Below are 16,020 nucleotides of genomic sequence, written 5' to 3' on the forward strand. Positions count from 1 at the left end.
TTCTCCTTTATCATAAATATTTGAGGTGATTGTATGGAAATAATCGTTTTCATCATTATGGTAATTAGTTGTATTGTTACGTTAATGGTTCAAGACCAATTACAAATTCACTTTACGAGAAAAAAAGTACATATGCTCTTTCATTTATTAAATATTATTGTCGTCACGCTCGTTACAACAATTGCCTATATCGTCTTCTTTAATGAATTATCTGTAACAATTTTTAGTCGGTTTTATACGTATTTTTTTACAATACTTTTCATTGTTTGTTTTGTTTATTTATTTATAGGAGTCCTGTTTGTTAAATTTATTAAATCTAAACAGAAATATGTTGTTGATAAAGATACAAATATCGTTTATATCAAGCAGAAATACTTAAACAAAGACGACATTTAACTTTGTAAACGATCTTTTTTAGATGTATGTGGCTGTGCAGTTTTCTTTTTTGTCGTATTCGTGTTATTAGCATATTCTACAGCCTGTTTTAACTTCTTTTTCATTATGCTACCTCCTATATTCATGCTAAGGGACTCTTTTATAGTATTTACATGATAAAAAAATCAATTCTTTTTCTACCTGGTAGTCGGTTACTATTTGGGAAAAAACCATATAATATGGTATAGTATTGATGGCTTATGCCTTAAGATTGAAATTGGAGGTATTTTTATGAGTGTACATATCGGTGCAAAACAAGGAGAAATAGCTGAAACGATACTTTTACCAGGTGACCCACTTCGTGCAAAATATATTGCCGAAACCTTTTTGGATAATGCTGTTTGCTACAACGAAGTAAGGGGGATGTTAGGTTTTACTGGTACATATAAAGGACATAAAATTTCCGTTCAAGGTACAGGTATGGGGGTTCCATCTATCTCCATATATGTTAATGAGCTAATGAACGAATATAATGTACAAAAATTAGTCCGGGTTGGTACTTGTGGAGCTATTCAACAAGATGTTAAAGTTCGTGACGTAATTTTAGCAATGACTGCTTCAACAGACTCTCAAATGAATCGTTTGACTTTCAATGGAGTTGATTATGCACCCACTGCAAATTTTGACCTATTGAAAAAAGCGTATGATGCTGGTACAGAAAAAGGGTTAAACTTAAAAGTTGGTAATGTCTTTACAGCAGATATGTTTTACAATGATAATGCAGAATTAGAAAAATGGGCAAAATACGGAGTGCTTGCTATTGAAATGGAAACAGCAGCATTATACACTTTAGCAGCAAAATATGGTCGACAAGCACTATCTGTACTAACAGTTAGTGACCATATTCTAACTGGTGAAGAAACAACTGCGGAAGAAAGACAAACAACGTTTTCAGATATGATGGAAGTTGCACTAGAAGCAGTAATTAAATAATGAAAAAGTAGGTACAGTTCTAACAGCTGTACCTTTTATTATATTGTAGAAAAATATAATTTTTTTACGGACACCTCGTTTTTATGATACACTATTTTTATTGCGATCTCGTTTTACGTAAAGGGCTTCGCGAAACTAATAAGAAAACGACAAAAGGTGATAAGCATGAAGTGGAAAATAGCTTCAGTTGTTTCTGTATTACTACTTTCAGGTTGTTCTTTACCTACTGATTTCGATTGGAAATTTTGGGAAGATAAGCAAATCGTTGAAAATAATAATACACCTGAAATATCTGAAATTGTGGAAGAACAACCAGAAGAAAATAATAACAATCAATCCGAAATTATAGAAGATATCGTTGAAGCAGACAGTCCAATAATGAAAGAAGAATTCGTCTCAATAGTGAAGGATGGAATTATTCAAAACCCTACTAATCTATTAGTTTTAGTAAACAAGGATATAGCATTACCAGAAGATTATGTACCGGATGATTTAGTTAGTCCTAATGTTCCTTTCATCTTTGATGGTGAACATGATAAAAGATATATAAGAGAAGAGGCTGCAAGAGCTTTAGAAACATTATTTGAGAGTGCAAGTAATGAAGATGTAGAACTATTTGCTGTATCAGGTTATCGAGCATATGACACACAAAATGCTATTTACAATAGTTATTTAAAACGTTGGGGTGAAGAAAGGACGAATGCTGTATCAGCAGTCCCTGGTCACAGTGAACATCAAACGGGTTTAGCAATGGATGTAACAAGCAGAAGTGTTGAATTACAATTAACAGAAGACTTCGGTGAAACAGTTGAAGGAATATGGCTTCAAGAAAATGCACACAAATTCGGCTTCATTATTAGATACCCTCTCGGTAAAGAAACAATTACTGGATATCAGTATGAGCCGTGGCACCTACGATATGTTGGCGAAGAGGTTGCTACCCATTTATGGAAAGAAGAGTTAACATTAGAAGAATTTTTTGGACATGAATCTTATCAATAACTCGCCTTTTAATAGGCGAGTTTTTCATCTTCATTTTAATGAACAATAAAAGATAATACATAGGAGCAGAGTAAACCAAGTGCAGATACAAACCCTACAATTGGCCCACCTTCTTCGTATGCTTCAGGCATCATCGTCGAAGAAACCATTGTAATAATTCCTCCTGCAGCAATCCCACTTATGAACGAAACGTATTGTTCACTTAACTCATTGAATATGACATACCCCGAAAAGGAACTTAAACTTGAGAGGACCATGACAATGGACCACATCGTCATAATCTTTTTCTTTGAATATCCATCTCTTTTTAAACCTACAGTACTTGAAAGAGCCTCTGGTAAATTACTAATAAATATCGCTAAAACAATTACCCAGCTCACCGTATGCTCCTTTAAAATACCTACACCTATGATCATTGATTCTGGAATAGCATCAATAATTGTTCCAATAAAAATAGCCTTACCCGAATTATTATGATTATTTTCTTTCGAACGCTTTCGATGATGACCACCTTTTTTACTTATGTAATACTCAGAGATCGTAAAAAGGGTAGCTCCAATGATGAAACCAAGAATAACATAAACATAACCTTTATCTTCATTGACTTTTCCTAGTAGCTCAAAAGCTGCAGCACCAATTAAAATTCCTGTTCCGAAAGCCATAATATAACCAGTTAATTTACGAGGAACCGAGAATAACAATGCAAAAATCGCGCCTATAATTAAAGCTAGTCCAACAAGACCTCCCCAAAATAGTGCTTGCACCATTTGTATTCCTCCTTTTACATCTATGTCTATTTTGTGCAAAAATATGGAACACATACTTACAATCTATTGACGTAACATATGGAAATAGATAAGGATTTTGGAGGTATGTTCACATGAAAAAAATAATCGTTTTGATATTGATATGTTTTTTATTTATACAGCAAGAGGAACAAATATTTGCTCATTCTGAAGATAGTTCTTATACAATAGTTCAAACAAACAGTAATACAGATTACCAAACAAAAGAAAAACTATCTAAGCAACTACAAAAGTACCTTAATCATAGCGAATGGGTTGACTATAACACTACTCCTGGACCAACTGATTTTTTTATTCAACATAACAATATTACATACTCTATTCATTTAAACGAAGGAGCGATTATCGATAGTGTTCATAAAAAAGCAATCGTTAATATATCGCTCCCGATATTAAGATTATTACAGGACAATTATAAAACATTAAAGAAGCATCATTACGGAGAGAAAAAACCTTGGTCTACAGTGAATGGGATTATACCTAAATATGAAAAGTTTTCTATTTTAGATATAGATACTGGACTACGCTTCAACGTACAAAGACGTGCAGGCGCTAGTCATGCGGACGTTCAACCGTTAACAAAAGAAGATACAGCAATAATGAAAGAAATTTATAATGGTAAATGGAGTTGGGATAGAAGAGCGATAATCGTTGAAAAAGATTCAGAACGTCTTGCTGCATCTATGCACGGAATGCCACACGGGAGAGGCGCTATACAAAACAATTTTCCCGGTCACTTTTGTATTCATTTTTTTGAAAGTACAACGCATGCATCAAAGAAAGAAGATTTCGCTCATTCTATTATGATAAAAAAAGCTGCAGGCGTATGGCTAGAAAATATACAAAACATGTCTCCAAATGAAATAGTGGAAGCATTTATCATATCTGTCAATCAACATGATGGATTTGTCTTATCATCTTTACTTGATTCTGAAGATCGAAAATTATTACAAAACAGTACGAAAGATATTGAAGCAATTCAACATTTGAAACGTTTATCTCCATTACCAGAAAAACTACATTCGGATGAATTACAGTTAGAAATTCCCATAAAAGTCCATATTCATAAAAATGAAACGGTCGTAAAAACATTGCGTTTTCCATTTTATAGAGAAACACACCTAGATAGATGGAAGCTTAACTTTGAAGATATACTGTCGCAATTATGACTTACGAGAAATATTAGGTTTACTTAAAAACTCTAAAGGAACCTTCGTGTACGACGTTTTAGTTTCTTTAGGTATTCTAATTTCAAGCATGTTATCTTTAAAGATTGCTTTTGATCCAGTTGTTTTTACAAAACACGGTAAAGGAATTGTTTGTTTATTTCCAGGATTAGGTACATTTTCTACAAAGCAAGTATTTGAATTGTAATACGTTTTTACGTCTAACACATGATCTGCAGAAATCGGAAATTTCACAAACACTTCATTGTGCCCCTCATAAATTTGAGGTTGAAAACTAGGCTTTCTCTTTTTCTTTTTATTTGCTTGAATTTTATCTAATAGTTCAAATGATTGCATAAAAAAATCGGAGGAGTTCATAAAAGGTGGAGGGTCAGGTAACTTCATTGCCTTATTCATCCATTTCTCTACATCAGCCTGTTTAAAAGGAGACTCACCTTTCATATACTCTTTAGGAAAAGGAAACATTTTATTCCAAGGAAACATTGAAATCTCACCACCAATAAAAAGTCATTATATCTTATTCTAATAATTATTATTGGTTAAACTTTTGAGCGGACAAAAGCAAGAATATTTGACGCTTTTGGTTCACTTTACTATACTTAAATTACCTCGAAATTGAGATAAATTCTTTAAAAGGAGTATTTTATGAAGTTAAAACATATCTTTCAACAAGGTTCAGAAAATGTATTATTGTTATTACACGGAACGGGTGGCAATGAACAAGATTTAATTCCATTAGCAGGGTTAATTGATCCGAACGCTTCCATATTAAGTGTAAGAGGAAACGTACTAGAGAATGGCATGCCGCGCTTTTTTCGAAGATTAAGCGAAGGTATTTTTGACGAACAAGATTTAATCGCTAGAACGGAAGAATTATACTTATTTTTAGAAGAAGCAAGTAAAGAATATGGTTTTGATCGTAAAAATGTAATTGCACTAGGTTATTCAAATGGAGCAAATATTGCAGGTAGTTTATTATTCCACTATAAAGAAGCTTTAAAAGGAGCTATTTTATTTCACCCTATGGTACCTAGAAGAGGTATAGACCTCCCTAATATGTCGAGAATGCCTATCTTTATTGGAGCAGGAGTAAATGACCCCATCTGCCCAGCTAGCGAAACAGAGGAACTTAAATCTTTACTCGAAAGCTCAAGTGCTTCTGTTCAACTATTTTGGGAAAATTACGGCCATCAATTAACACGTCGCGAAGTAGAAGAAGCACAAAAGTGGTACGAAAATAATATTAAGTGATATAATGTATAAAATCGTAACAGGAGAAACGGTAAAAATAATACCGTTTCTCTTTTTACTCGTTAAAATAGCATATTTTCATTTTTACCAACAGAAGAACGTTTTGACAGGTCTTATATATGTGTTTTTTCTAACAAAAGGTTCTCTTTTTTTTACTATTTACGTTACAATAAATATAGTTAACCTATTACTTCACTTTTGGAGGGACATTATGCAGTTGATCGAACAAGTAAGTGTACAAGAAGCGTTAAATAGCTTTGCTAAGCAACCTGTATACATACATCTTGAAACAACCAATGGTGCATACGCATCTCATCATAATACAGGAATGACAGTTGGAGCATTCATTCGCAATAGTGTTATTCATTATGAACACGGGAAAATTACAGGCAATAATCCATATAGAATCGGATTAAAAATGGAACACGGGTGGGTTTATGCAGAAGGATTAACCCATTATGAATTAGATAATAAAGGAAGATTGTTACTAGCAGGGCTTAATGATGAAGGCAAACTTGCGGTTGCTTTTCAGTTAAGCAAAGAACCTTTTTAAGGAGTGAAGGATACATATGAACCAACATGAGCGTGTGTTAGTCGTTTTTCCTCATCCAGATGATGAAGCGTTCAGTTCATCTGGTACGATAAAATTATTTACGAAAAGTGGTGCTCCCGTTACATACATATGTGGAACACTAGGGCAAATGGGTCGTAACTTAGGAAATCCGTTATTCGCTACAAGAGAGACGTTAATGGATGTTCGTAAAAAAGAATTAACAGATGCTTGTAAAGTAATGGGAATTGAAGATTTAAGAATGTTTGGTCTTCACGACAAAACAGTTGAATTTGAAAATGAAGAACTATTAGCAGATAGAATAGAAGCGGTCATAAAAGAAGTCAAACCTACTTTATTAATTACGTTTTATCCAAAACATGGTGTACATCCAGACCATGATGCAATGAGTAATGCAGCTGTTATAGCAGTGAAACGTTTACCGAAAGAAGAGCAACCAACTATATATGGGAAAGCAATTTTAAAAAATAGTGTAGAACTATTAGGAGAACCAGACATCACAATTGATATTAAAGAAGTTGCACTTGATAAGTTAAATGCTATCAAAGCACATCGATCTCAAACAGAAAGTTGGATTGAAACGATGGAGCAAGCACTCGAGGCAAATTCACCTGAAGTAGAAGACTGGTTATATCGAGAAACGTTTTGGACTTATAATGTTTAATTAAATTTGAGAAGAAGCCTATTGGTGCTTCTTCTTTTTATGTTTTATGCCAGGAAAGATATTTTTTGTAGTGTTTTTCTTACAGAGAAGAAAGGGGTATTAATTCCCGAATTTACGTGTAGCAAAGTACAAATTTTAATTTTCCGAAATTTCAGAGTTGAAAAACATATAACATTATTATATAATTTCGTTAAATAAACGTTATAAATATATTTGTTAGATGAAAGATAGGAGGCGAGGCTATTGAATACTTCTATTTCTTTTCAATCCTTATCAGAAGAAGAGAAATACGAACATTTTATGGAACGAATAAACGCTGGTGAAAAAATAGAGGCAGATGATTGGATGCCAGAAGATTATCGAAAAGCCTTAATTAAGCTTATATCGATGCACGGAATAAGCGAAATAATGGGAGCGCTTCCAGAAAAAGAATGGGTACCGAAAGCACCAACTTTAAAAAGAAAACTTGGCATTATGGCAAAAGTTCAAGATGAAATGGGCCACGGTCAATTACTTCTTCGTGTTGCTGAAGATTTAATGAAACCATATGGGAAATCAAGAGAAGAAATTATGCAAGATTTATTTAGCGGTCAATTAAAATTCCATAACGTTTTTCATATGCCGGCACCAACATGGGGAGATGCTGGTTTAATAGGTTGGTTAGTTGATGGAGCTGCCATTATTTCTCAAACAAACATGTTAAACGCCTCGTATGGTCCTTATGCTCGAGCTCTAAAAAGAATATGTGCAGAAGAAGTATTTCATGCTCAACACGGTGAAGCAATTATTATGGCATTAGCAGAAGGAACAGAAGAACAAAAAGCGATGATTCAACAATCTATTGACCGATGGTGGGAAGCTTTATTAATGTTTTTTGGACCAGGTGATGCTTCCACAACTGGAACTAGTAAACAAGATACAACGATAAAATATAAAATTAGAACAAAAACAAACGAAGAGTTACGACAAGATTTCTTTACAAAATATGTACCTCGTATTCTATCACTAGGATTAAAGTTACCTGACCCCACGATGCATTATTCGAAGGAAGAACGGAAATGGATCTATCAACAACCAAATTGGAATGAATTTTTAAAAATTATACGAAATAACGGTCCAAAGTCACAAGAACGTCTTCGATTAAGAAAACTGTCCTATGAAAATAATGCATGGGTACGTGATGCGCTCAGCTCTTCTTCTAAAGCTACTTGAAGAACGGAGGAAAAATAATGAGTAATTTTTATCAAGAATTTGAAGTGTTCAGTAAAAAAACGGACACTGCACCTATGCAATACCAGTTTAGTTTACTAGCACCAAATCATGAAATTGCTTTAGTGATGGCTCAAGAAAACTTTATGCGCCGTGAAACGGTTGCTGATATTTGGGTTGTAAAACGAGCAGATATTAGAAAAATGACACAAGAAGAAAAACAGTCATTATCTCGTCTTGACAATAAAGAATACCGAACAACTAAAGGATATGGATATTTAAAGAAAAAATGGCGCCAATATGAGCAGGAGATGCTAGATGAGAAAGAAATTATGTCTTGGGGAGGAGAGCTAAAGCAATGATATTCTCCACAGCAGCAGAAGCGGTACAGAATGAAAAGTATAAACAGCCGTTAATTGAATTATTATATCAGCTTGCAGATGATGATTTTATTTTGGCATATAGAGGCTCAGAATGGTTAGGTTTAGCTCCGCACATAGAAGAGGATGTTGCTTTTTCTTCGATAAACCAAGACACAATGGGGCACGCTTCTATGTTTTATCAACTGTTAGAGGACCTTAATGAAGGACCGGTCGACTGTTTAGCTCATGCAAGACCCGCCAATGAACGATTAAATGCCGTTTTACTAGAAATGGTTAATGGCCCTGGGACGTACTTGATAGAACCGAAATACGATTGGGCATTTACGGTCGTTCGTCATTATTTTTACACAGTAGCAAAAAAAGTTAAAATAGAATCTTTAAAAAATTCCTCTTATGAACCTCTAAAACATATAGCATTAAAAATAAACATGGAATTATATTATCATCTCTTACATTGGAAAACTTGGTTTAAGCAACTTTGCTTATCTAATGACGACGCAAAAAAAAGAATGATTCAAGCAATTAATACTGTCATCGCTGAGTTTGATGGCGTTCTATCACTTGGTGCTCTAGCGAATGAAATGCAAGAACATCAAATAATAGAAGGGGAAGATTTATTAAGACAAAGATGGATGAATGAAATGAAAAATGTATTTAGTGAAATAGAAATACCGTTCCCTTTAAAAATAGAAATGAAAAGTGGAAATGGACGGTTAAAAGAGCATACAGAAGATTTAACTGAAGCGCTAAAAACATTAAGTGAAGTTTATAGAACAGATCCAGCTGCATCATGGTAGTTGGAATAGTTAAATATTTCTCTCATAAACTAGTAAAGGTCTCCTTTAATGAAAAATAAAGGACTGAATATAATGGTAGAAAAAAGTAAGTACGACATTAATGTTAATCGGTTATATGACCAACTTCAGAAAGTAAAAGATCCAGAAATTGATTCTGTCAGCATACTAGAATTAGGAATGGTGGAAAATGTCCAATATGCAAAAAATCATATGTTAATTGAATTACTTCCTACATTTATGGGCTGTCCAGCATTAGATATTATTAAAAACAATATTAAACAACAGCTACTAACACTCGATTTTATTAATGCGGTAGATGTTAAGTTTATATACAATCCGCCATGGACATCCGATCGCATCACTGAAATCGGAAGACAAAAATTAAAAGAGTTTGGAATTGCTCCCCCACCAATTCATTTTGAAGAAACCGGGGAATGGAGAGTAAATTGCCCATATTGTGATTCTTCCTATACAACATTAGATAACATCTTTGGCCCTACAGCTTGTAGAAGTATTCTATACTGTGGATCATGCAAAAACCCCTTCGAAGCAATGAAACCAATCTCAACACTAATGTGAAAATAGAACGAGACGAGGGGAACGGCTTAACCAAGTCCTATCCAATTTTCAAGATAAACACCCAGCAAGTGAAATTTGCACCTAGTTGAATGTAAATAGGCGTTCAGTTTAGAAACTTCTACAATGTTTTACCCTTCAAGATTTAGAACCGAGAGTGTAACGGAGCGGAAGGTGTGAGACTCCTCGAAAAATGCTAACGCATTTTCCTTCGTGCGATGTAATGCTGCCGAAGCCTTCCTTGTCCTGCGGGAGAAGAGGGGAAGGCTGAGACCCCACAGGGCAAAGCCCGAGGAGGCTCAGCTCCAAGAAAAGCGAAGGCGGCTCGCTCAGGTCCAATCAAACTGGAGCTTTTCCGCAGGAGATAAAGGAATCACGGCGAACGGCAGTGAGTCGATGATGACTTATCGTACGGAGGAAAAGTGAAGTTTGAGCCGGACCTAGCCGCCGGAGCTAGACACCTCCCCGCGGAAAGCGAACACCTGCAGCGAAGTGAAACGGACTAGGTTAAAACGTATAACAATAATCAATGTTGTCTATATTAAAATACTATTTTCCCTCAACACGCCTATTTTCAGGATTAGACAATATTTTAAATAAACTATATTACATAAAAAAGGAGAATGAAAAATGGTTAAATTAATCGCACTTTACAAACATCCAGAAAACAAGGAGGCTTTCGACGATCATTACTTTAACATTCACGCACCACTTACAGCAAAAATTCCAGGCTTAAGAGAAATGAAAGTAACAAAAGTCGTTGGTAGCCCTATGGGTGGAGAAGGAAAATATTATTTAATGTGTGAAATGTATTATGACTGCCACGACGCATTTAAAGCAGCGATGAAAACAGAAGAGGCAAAAGCTTCTGGAAAAGACTTAATGAGTTTTGCTGCTAATCTAGTAACCTTAATGATCGGTGAAGAGGCCAATGCATAATGATTTAAAATATCTTCAAGTTTCCATAGAAGATGGTATCGGTACTATTCTTTTAAATAGACCGAACGTATTAAATGCAATTAATAGACCAATGGTTTCCGAGATAGTACACACAATGGAAGAGATGGATCAAAATGAAAGCGTTAAAGTTATCGTTCTAGGTGGAGTAGGGCGTGCATTTGCAGCAGGAGCTGATATCGACGAAATGGCTGAAGCAACTCCCTTACAATTAGAACTATTAAATCAATTTTCAGAATGGGACCGAATTTCCTTAGTGAAGAAGCCAATAATCGGTGCAGTTCAAGGCTTTGCATTAGGAGGGGGCTTTGAATTAGCCCTATGTTGTGATATTTTATTTGCTGCTCACGATGCTGAATTCGGTTTTCCAGAAATTCAATTAGGAGTAATGCCTGGTGCAGGTGGAACCCAACGATTGACGAAATTAATGGGTAAAACGAAAGCAATGGAATGGCTACTTTCCGGAGACCGTATGAGTGTGGAAGAAGCTCTAAATTATGGTGTAATTAATAGAATCGTAGCTAGAGAGCTTTTAATCGATGAAACGAAAAAGTTTGCGATAAAGATTTCAAAGCAAGCTCCATTATCGTTGCGATTAATTAAAGAGTCCGTCTTGAAAGCAGTAGATTATTCTTTATATGAAGGAATGCAATTTGAGCGTAAAAATTTCTATCTTCTTTTCGCTTCTGACGACCAAAAGGAAGGGATGAAAGCTTTCCAAGAACGACGAAAGCCTAACTTTAAAGGGAGATAGGAGGAGGAGAAAATGTACGAAACAATAAAATATAGTGTGCATGACCAGGTTGCGACCATTATTTTAAATAGGCCAGAAAATTTGAATGCGTTTACATTAAAAATGAACCACGAAATAACAATCGCTATTAAACAAGCAGAAAGAGACATAACTGTTCGTGTAATTGTTATTACAGGAGAAGGGCGAGCATTTTGTTCTGGGCAAGACCTTTCAGAAGTAACAGAAGAAATGGATCATGGAGAAGTTCTACGTACAAGGTATGGGCCGATGATTAAGCAAATTCATTGTTGCGAAAAACCTATTATAGCCGCTGTAAATGGAGTTGCGGCTGGAGCTGGGTTTAGTCTAGCGCTAGCATGTGATTTTAGACTTATGTCAGAAAAAGCAAGTTATGCGCAAGCATTTATTCAAGTCGGTCTCATTCCTGATTCAGGTAATCTCTTTTACTTAAGTAAAATCGTAGGATATGCAAAAGCACTTGAAATTTCCGTTTTCGGTGAAAGAATAAATGCAGAACAATCTTTGAAATTAGGGTTAGCTAACAAAACCATCCAAATGGATAGTTGGGAAGAGGAGGTAGCAGCCTATACAAAACATATTGCTAAAATGCCAACAAAAGCTATTGGAATTATTAAAAGAACATTAAAAAGCAGTTACGATTTAACATTTAATGAATTTTTAGAAAGAGAAGCGTTTGGTCAAAGAATAGTCGGGCAAACAAATGATCATCGAGAAGGGATAACCTCGTTTTTAGAAAAACGTAAACCAACCTTCAATGGAAACTAATTATTTTAATAAACAAAGGAGATGAATGGAATGTCAACAGTAAAAGATGAAAAATTCGCACCATTAGCTGTCAAACGTGATTCGTATCAATTAATTATCGGTGGTCAACGTGTAGACAGTTCAACCGGTGAAACGTTCACTACATACAATCCGGCTACAGGTGAGCCTATTGCAACAATAGCAAAAGCATCAAAAGAAGATGCTGAAAAAGCAGTACTAGCTGCGCGAGCGGCATTTGATAAAGGGAAATGGAAGTTATTTCCTATTAATAAACGATCAAGAACATTAAATAAAATTGCAGCGATTATGAGATCTCGTTTTAATGAAATAGTAGAATTAGAGATATTAGATACGGGAAAATCTTTAACAGCCGCACAAGGGCAAGTTATGCAAGCTATTGAAGACTTTGAATTTTATGCAGGAGCAATTGTTGGTCATCGTGGATCTGTAAATAATGTTCCAGGTCAATTCCAAAATGTATCTGAAAAAGAGCCAGTAGGAGTATGTGCACAAATTATTCCTTGGAATTACCCATTAATGATGGCGGCTTGGAAGGTTGCACCTGCTATTGCTGCTGGGTGTTCGGTAATTGTTAAACCAGCTACTTTAACTCCACTTACAGCTATTCTTTTAGGAGAAATTTGTATAGAAGCAGGCGTACCAGAAGGTGTTGTTAACGTAATACCAGGTTCTGGTTCAGAAGTAGGTAACTATTTAGTAGAACATGAAAAAGTGGATAAAGTTGCATTCACAGGTTCCACTCCAATTGGAAAAGATATTATGGCAAAAGCCTCTCAAACGTTAAAACGTGTAACACTCGAACTGGGTGGAAAATCTCCAAATATCGTATTTGAAGATGCAGATATTGACGCTGCAGTAGACGGCTCACTTTTTGGTATTTTCTATAACTCAGGACAGTCCTGTGAGGCTCGTTCAAGACTGTATGTTCATGAGAGCATTTATGACACATTCATGGAAAAATTTGAAGAAAAAGCAAAAAGACTAAATTTAGGGGATCCTTTTTCAAAAGAAACACATGTAGGGGCAATTATTAATAAAGGGCAATTAGACGTAATAGATAGCTATGTACAATCCGCTAAAGAAGATGGAGCTACTATTCTAGTAGGCGGAAAGCCGGCAGTTGTGGAAGGCTATGAAAATGGATTTTGGTACGAACCTACCATTATTACAAATGTGAATCATAATATGAAAGCTGTAAAAGAGGAAATCTTTGGACCGGTAGTAGTAGTAATGCCATTTTCCGATGAAAAGGAAGCAATTAAACTTGCAAACGATAGTGAATATGGTCTCGGTTCAGCAGTATGGACGAAGGATTACGCGCGTGCAACCCGTGTATCAAAGCAAATTCAAGCTGGAATTGTAATGGTAAACTGCCCATTCTCTGCATTCCCTGGAACTCCGTTTGGAGGCTATAAACAATCTGGGTTTGGTCGTGAATTATGTATTGAAACACTAGACTTATATACCGAAACGAAGAGTATTCTATCTTATTTTGGAAGTCGTCCATTAAACCCATTTGGGCTATAATACGGGCACGAGCACTCGCTTTTTATGAGTGCTCGTCTTATTTAAGGAGGGAAAGTAATGATAAATAATATAGTCGTTGTGGGCTCTGGTGTTATGGGCCGTGGAATTGCATATGTAGCTGCCGTTGGTGGGTTTCATACCACTTTAGTTGATATAAAAGAAGAACAATTGCGTAACGCAAAACACGAAATAGAAGCTATTTTTACAAAATCGGTTGAAAGGGGAAAAATATCGCAAGAAATACGAAAGGATAGTTCAAATAGGTTAAACTATTCAATTGAAATGGAGCTTGTTATAAAAGAAGCAGATCTTATAATTGAGGCCGTACCTGAAAAGATAGAAATTAAAAAGAATGTATTTGAAACTTTTGACAAAAAGGCTCCACCGTCATGTATATTTGCAACTAACACTTCTACTATGAGCCCTACAGAGATCGGTAGCTTTACGAGCCGCCCCGATAAAGTAATAGCTATGCATTTCTTTAACCCAGTACATAAAATGAAACTCGTAGAAATTGTTCGTGGTTTAGAAACATCTGAAAGTACTGCTGAAGAAATAAGAAATGTTGCAGAAAAAATGGGGAAAGAGACAGTAGTTGTAAATGAGTTCCCTGGATTTGTAACAAGTCGAATTAGTGCACTTGTTGGCAATGAAGCATTTTATATGTTGCAAGAAGGGGTAGGGACACCAGAAGAAATAGATAAAGCTATTAAACTTGGACTAAATTATCCAATGGGTCCATTTGAGCTTGGTGATCTTGTAGGTCTTGACGTTCGATTAAATAATTTAAAATATTTACATGAAAAATTAGGTGAAAAATACAGACCTGCTCCATTATTAGAGAAATATGTTAAAGCAGGCAGACTTGGAAGAAAGTCCGGCAAAGGTGTTTACGACTATACAAATCGAGACTAGAAAGGGGCGCTTAGTTATGAACGAAGTAGTAATAGTTGATGCAGTAAGAACACCAATTGGTAGATATAAAGGGTTATTAAAAAACGTACGTCCTGATGATTTAGGGGCAGTAGTCATAAAAGCTCTTTTGAATAGAAACAAAATGGTACGTGAAACTGAAATAGAAGAGGTAGTATTCGGTAATGCAAATCAAGCTGGAGAAGATAATCGAAACGTCGCAAGGATGTCTGCACTTCTAGCTGGATTACCTGTAGAAGTTGCAGGTACTACTATAAATCGTCTATGTGGTTCTGGCCTTGACGCCGTTAACTATGCTGCCCGTGCCATTATGGTAGGGGAGGGCGATATATTTATCGCCGGCGGCACTGAAAGTATGACTAGAGCCCCTTTCGTTATGGCAAAGCCTGAGGCTGATTATCCGAGAGGTAATATGGAGATGTTCGACACGACGATTGGCTGGCGTTTCACAAATAAACGATTAGAAGAATTATACGGTACCGATTCAATGCCACAAACAGCGGAAAATGTAGCACAAAAATATAACATTTCAAGAGAAGATCAAGACCATTTCGCTTATAGTAGTCAACAAAAGGCTAAAAAAGCAATAGAAGAAGGAAAGTTCAATGAAGAAATAGTTCCCGTAACGTATTTGGATAGAAAAGGAAATGAAGTAACGATAATGGAGGACGAACATCCTCGACCAGATACGTCTGAAGAAAAGCTGTCTAAGTTACGACCAATCTTCCCAAATGGTACTGTTACTGCTGGCAATGCTTCTGGTGTGAATGATGGAGCTTCAGCTTTGCTACTAATGAGTGCAGAAAAAGCGAAAGAACTCGGAATTAAGCCATTAGTAAAATATGTTACATCTGCAACCGCTGGATTAGAACCTTCTATTATGGGGATTGGACCAGTTTTTGCTACAAGAAAAGCATTAAAACGTGCTAACTTGAGCATAGAAGATATTGGTTTAATAGAATTAAATGAAGCGTTTGCCTCTCAATCTATTGAATGTATGAAACAGCTAGAAGTAAATGAGACGATTGTAAATGTAAATGGAGGGGCAATAGCATTCGGCCATCCGTTAGGAGCAAGTGGCGCACGAATATTAACAACATTAATACACGAAATGAAAAAAAGAAAGGTGGAGTATGGCCTTGCTACGATGTGTGTTGGTGTAGGTCAAGGAATTACCACAATCGTACAAAGTGCAGATTAATATAAACGCTCTCATTTATCAGAAATA

19 protein-coding genes are annotated in these 16,020 nt (G+C 35.7%); 17 read left to right on the forward strand and 2 right to left on the reverse strand.

Annotated elements, in window-relative coordinates; all coding sequences use genetic code 11:
• Nucleotides 1–33: 33 nt before the first annotated feature.
• From O1A01_RS13685 to O1A01_RS13695, 3 genes are all read left to right on the forward strand, one after another.
• Complete coding sequence (locus O1A01_RS13685) at nucleotides 34–396, forward strand: hypothetical protein (protein ID WP_066420725.1); 363 nt, start codon at nucleotides 34–36, stop codon at nucleotides 394–396.
• Between the two features lie 270 nt (nucleotides 397–666).
• Nucleotides 667–1,368, forward strand: a complete 702-nt coding sequence (deoD, locus tag O1A01_RS13690) for a purine-nucleoside phosphorylase (protein ID WP_066420728.1) — start codon at nucleotides 667–669, stop codon at nucleotides 1,366–1,368.
• Between the two features lie 165 nt (nucleotides 1,369–1,533).
• The gene (locus O1A01_RS13695; RefSeq protein ID WP_066420730.1) at nucleotides 1,534–2,370 is read left to right on the forward strand and encodes a M15 family metallopeptidase; all 837 of its coding nucleotides are present in this window, start codon (nucleotides 1,534–1,536) and stop codon (nucleotides 2,368–2,370) included.
• Nucleotides 2,371–2,405: 35 nt separating this feature from the next.
• Here O1A01_RS13695 and O1A01_RS13700 read toward each other — a convergent pair whose 3' ends face one another.
• Nucleotides 2,406–3,137, reverse strand: a complete 732-nt coding sequence (locus tag O1A01_RS13700; RefSeq protein ID WP_066420732.1) for a ZIP family metal transporter — start codon at nucleotides 3,135–3,137, stop codon at nucleotides 2,406–2,408.
• Between the two features lie 113 nt (nucleotides 3,138–3,250).
• Here O1A01_RS13700 and O1A01_RS13705 point away from each other — a divergent pair, with 113 nt between their 5' ends.
• Complete coding sequence (locus O1A01_RS13705; RefSeq protein WP_066420733.1) at nucleotides 3,251–4,345, forward strand: hypothetical protein; 1,095 nt, start codon at nucleotides 3,251–3,253, stop codon at nucleotides 4,343–4,345.
• On the opposite strand, the gene O1A01_RS13710 is transcribed toward O1A01_RS13705, so the two are convergent.
• Nucleotides 4,340–4,846 (reverse strand): Hsp20/alpha crystallin family protein, encoded by a 507-nt coding sequence (locus tag O1A01_RS13710; protein ID WP_066420734.1) that lies wholly within the window; start codon nucleotides 4,844–4,846, stop codon nucleotides 4,340–4,342. The two genes, O1A01_RS13705 and O1A01_RS13710, sit on opposite strands and share 6 nt — an antisense overlap.
• Nucleotides 4,847–5,008: 162 nt before the next feature.
• Between O1A01_RS13710 and O1A01_RS13715 the strand changes: the two genes are divergently transcribed.
• The 13 genes from O1A01_RS13715 to O1A01_RS13775 all read left to right on the forward strand — a co-directional run bounded on the left by O1A01_RS13715 (nucleotide 5,009) and on the right by O1A01_RS13775 (nucleotide 15,993).
• Nucleotides 5,009–5,614, forward strand: coding sequence for an alpha/beta hydrolase (locus O1A01_RS13715; protein WP_066420735.1), 606 nt, complete (start codon nucleotides 5,009–5,011; stop codon nucleotides 5,612–5,614).
• A 211-nt stretch (nucleotides 5,615–5,825) separates the two neighbouring features.
• Nucleotides 5,826–6,167 (forward strand): YojF family protein, encoded by a 342-nt coding sequence (locus O1A01_RS13720; RefSeq protein ID WP_066420736.1) that lies wholly within the window; start codon nucleotides 5,826–5,828, stop codon nucleotides 6,165–6,167.
• A gap of 16 nt (nucleotides 6,168–6,183) precedes the next feature.
• Entirely contained in the window at nucleotides 6,184–6,849 is a 666-nt protein-coding gene (gene bshB2, locus O1A01_RS13725) for a bacillithiol biosynthesis deacetylase BshB2 (RefSeq protein ID WP_066420741.1), read from the forward strand.
• A 300-nt stretch (nucleotides 6,850–7,149) separates the two neighbouring features.
• Nucleotides 7,150–8,061 carry a 1,2-phenylacetyl-CoA epoxidase subunit PaaA gene (gene paaA, locus O1A01_RS13730; RefSeq protein ID WP_066420746.1) on the forward strand — a complete coding sequence of 304 codons (912 nt, stop codon included), beginning with the start codon at nucleotides 7,150–7,152 and terminating at the stop codon, nucleotides 8,059–8,061.
• Nucleotides 8,062–8,078: 17 nt separating this feature from the next.
• Nucleotides 8,079–8,420, forward strand: a complete 342-nt coding sequence (gene paaB, locus O1A01_RS13735; RefSeq protein ID WP_066420743.1) for a 1,2-phenylacetyl-CoA epoxidase subunit PaaB — start codon at nucleotides 8,079–8,081, stop codon at nucleotides 8,418–8,420.
• Entirely contained in the window at nucleotides 8,417–9,238 is an 822-nt protein-coding gene (paaC, locus tag O1A01_RS13740; RefSeq protein WP_084380710.1) for a 1,2-phenylacetyl-CoA epoxidase subunit PaaC, read from the forward strand. The genes paaB and paaC overlap by 4 nt, the downstream gene beginning before the upstream one ends.
• A 72-nt stretch (nucleotides 9,239–9,310) precedes the next feature.
• A complete protein-coding gene (gene paaD / locus O1A01_RS13745; protein ID WP_270064344.1) occupies nucleotides 9,311–9,817 on the forward strand; it encodes a 1,2-phenylacetyl-CoA epoxidase subunit PaaD in 507 nt (168 codons plus the stop codon).
• Nucleotides 9,818–10,444: 627 nt separating this feature from the next.
• A complete protein-coding gene (locus O1A01_RS13750) occupies nucleotides 10,445–10,753 on the forward strand; it encodes an EthD family reductase (RefSeq protein WP_270064345.1) in 309 nt (102 codons plus the stop codon).
• Entirely contained in the window at nucleotides 10,746–11,525 is a 780-nt protein-coding gene (locus O1A01_RS13755; protein WP_066421603.1) for an enoyl-CoA hydratase/isomerase family protein, read from the forward strand. The genes O1A01_RS13750 and O1A01_RS13755 overlap by 8 nt, the downstream gene beginning before the upstream one ends.
• A gap of 12 nt (nucleotides 11,526–11,537) precedes the next feature.
• A complete protein-coding gene (locus tag O1A01_RS13760) occupies nucleotides 11,538–12,311 on the forward strand; it encodes an enoyl-CoA hydratase-related protein (RefSeq protein WP_066421606.1) in 774 nt (257 codons plus the stop codon).
• A 30-nt stretch (nucleotides 12,312–12,341) separates the two neighbouring features.
• Nucleotides 12,342–13,859: an aldehyde dehydrogenase family protein gene (locus tag O1A01_RS13765; RefSeq protein ID WP_066421609.1), complete on the forward strand. Its 1,518-nt coding sequence runs from the start codon at nucleotides 12,342–12,344 to the stop codon at nucleotides 13,857–13,859.
• A 57-nt stretch (nucleotides 13,860–13,916) separates the two neighbouring features.
• On the forward strand, nucleotides 13,917–14,774 hold the full coding sequence (locus O1A01_RS13770) for a 3-hydroxyacyl-CoA dehydrogenase (protein ID WP_066421615.1): 858 nt from the start codon (nucleotides 13,917–13,919) through the stop codon (nucleotides 14,772–14,774).
• Nucleotides 14,775–14,790: 16 nt separating this feature from the next.
• A complete protein-coding gene (locus tag O1A01_RS13775) occupies nucleotides 14,791–15,993 on the forward strand; it encodes a thiolase family protein (RefSeq protein WP_066421616.1) in 1,203 nt (400 codons plus the stop codon).
• Nucleotides 15,994–16,020: the final 27 nt, after the last annotated feature.

Source organism: Sutcliffiella sp. NC1, from assembly GCF_027594365.1.
GTDB classification, from domain to species: Bacteria; Bacillota; Bacilli; order Bacillales; family Bacillaceae_I; genus Sutcliffiella; species Sutcliffiella cohnii.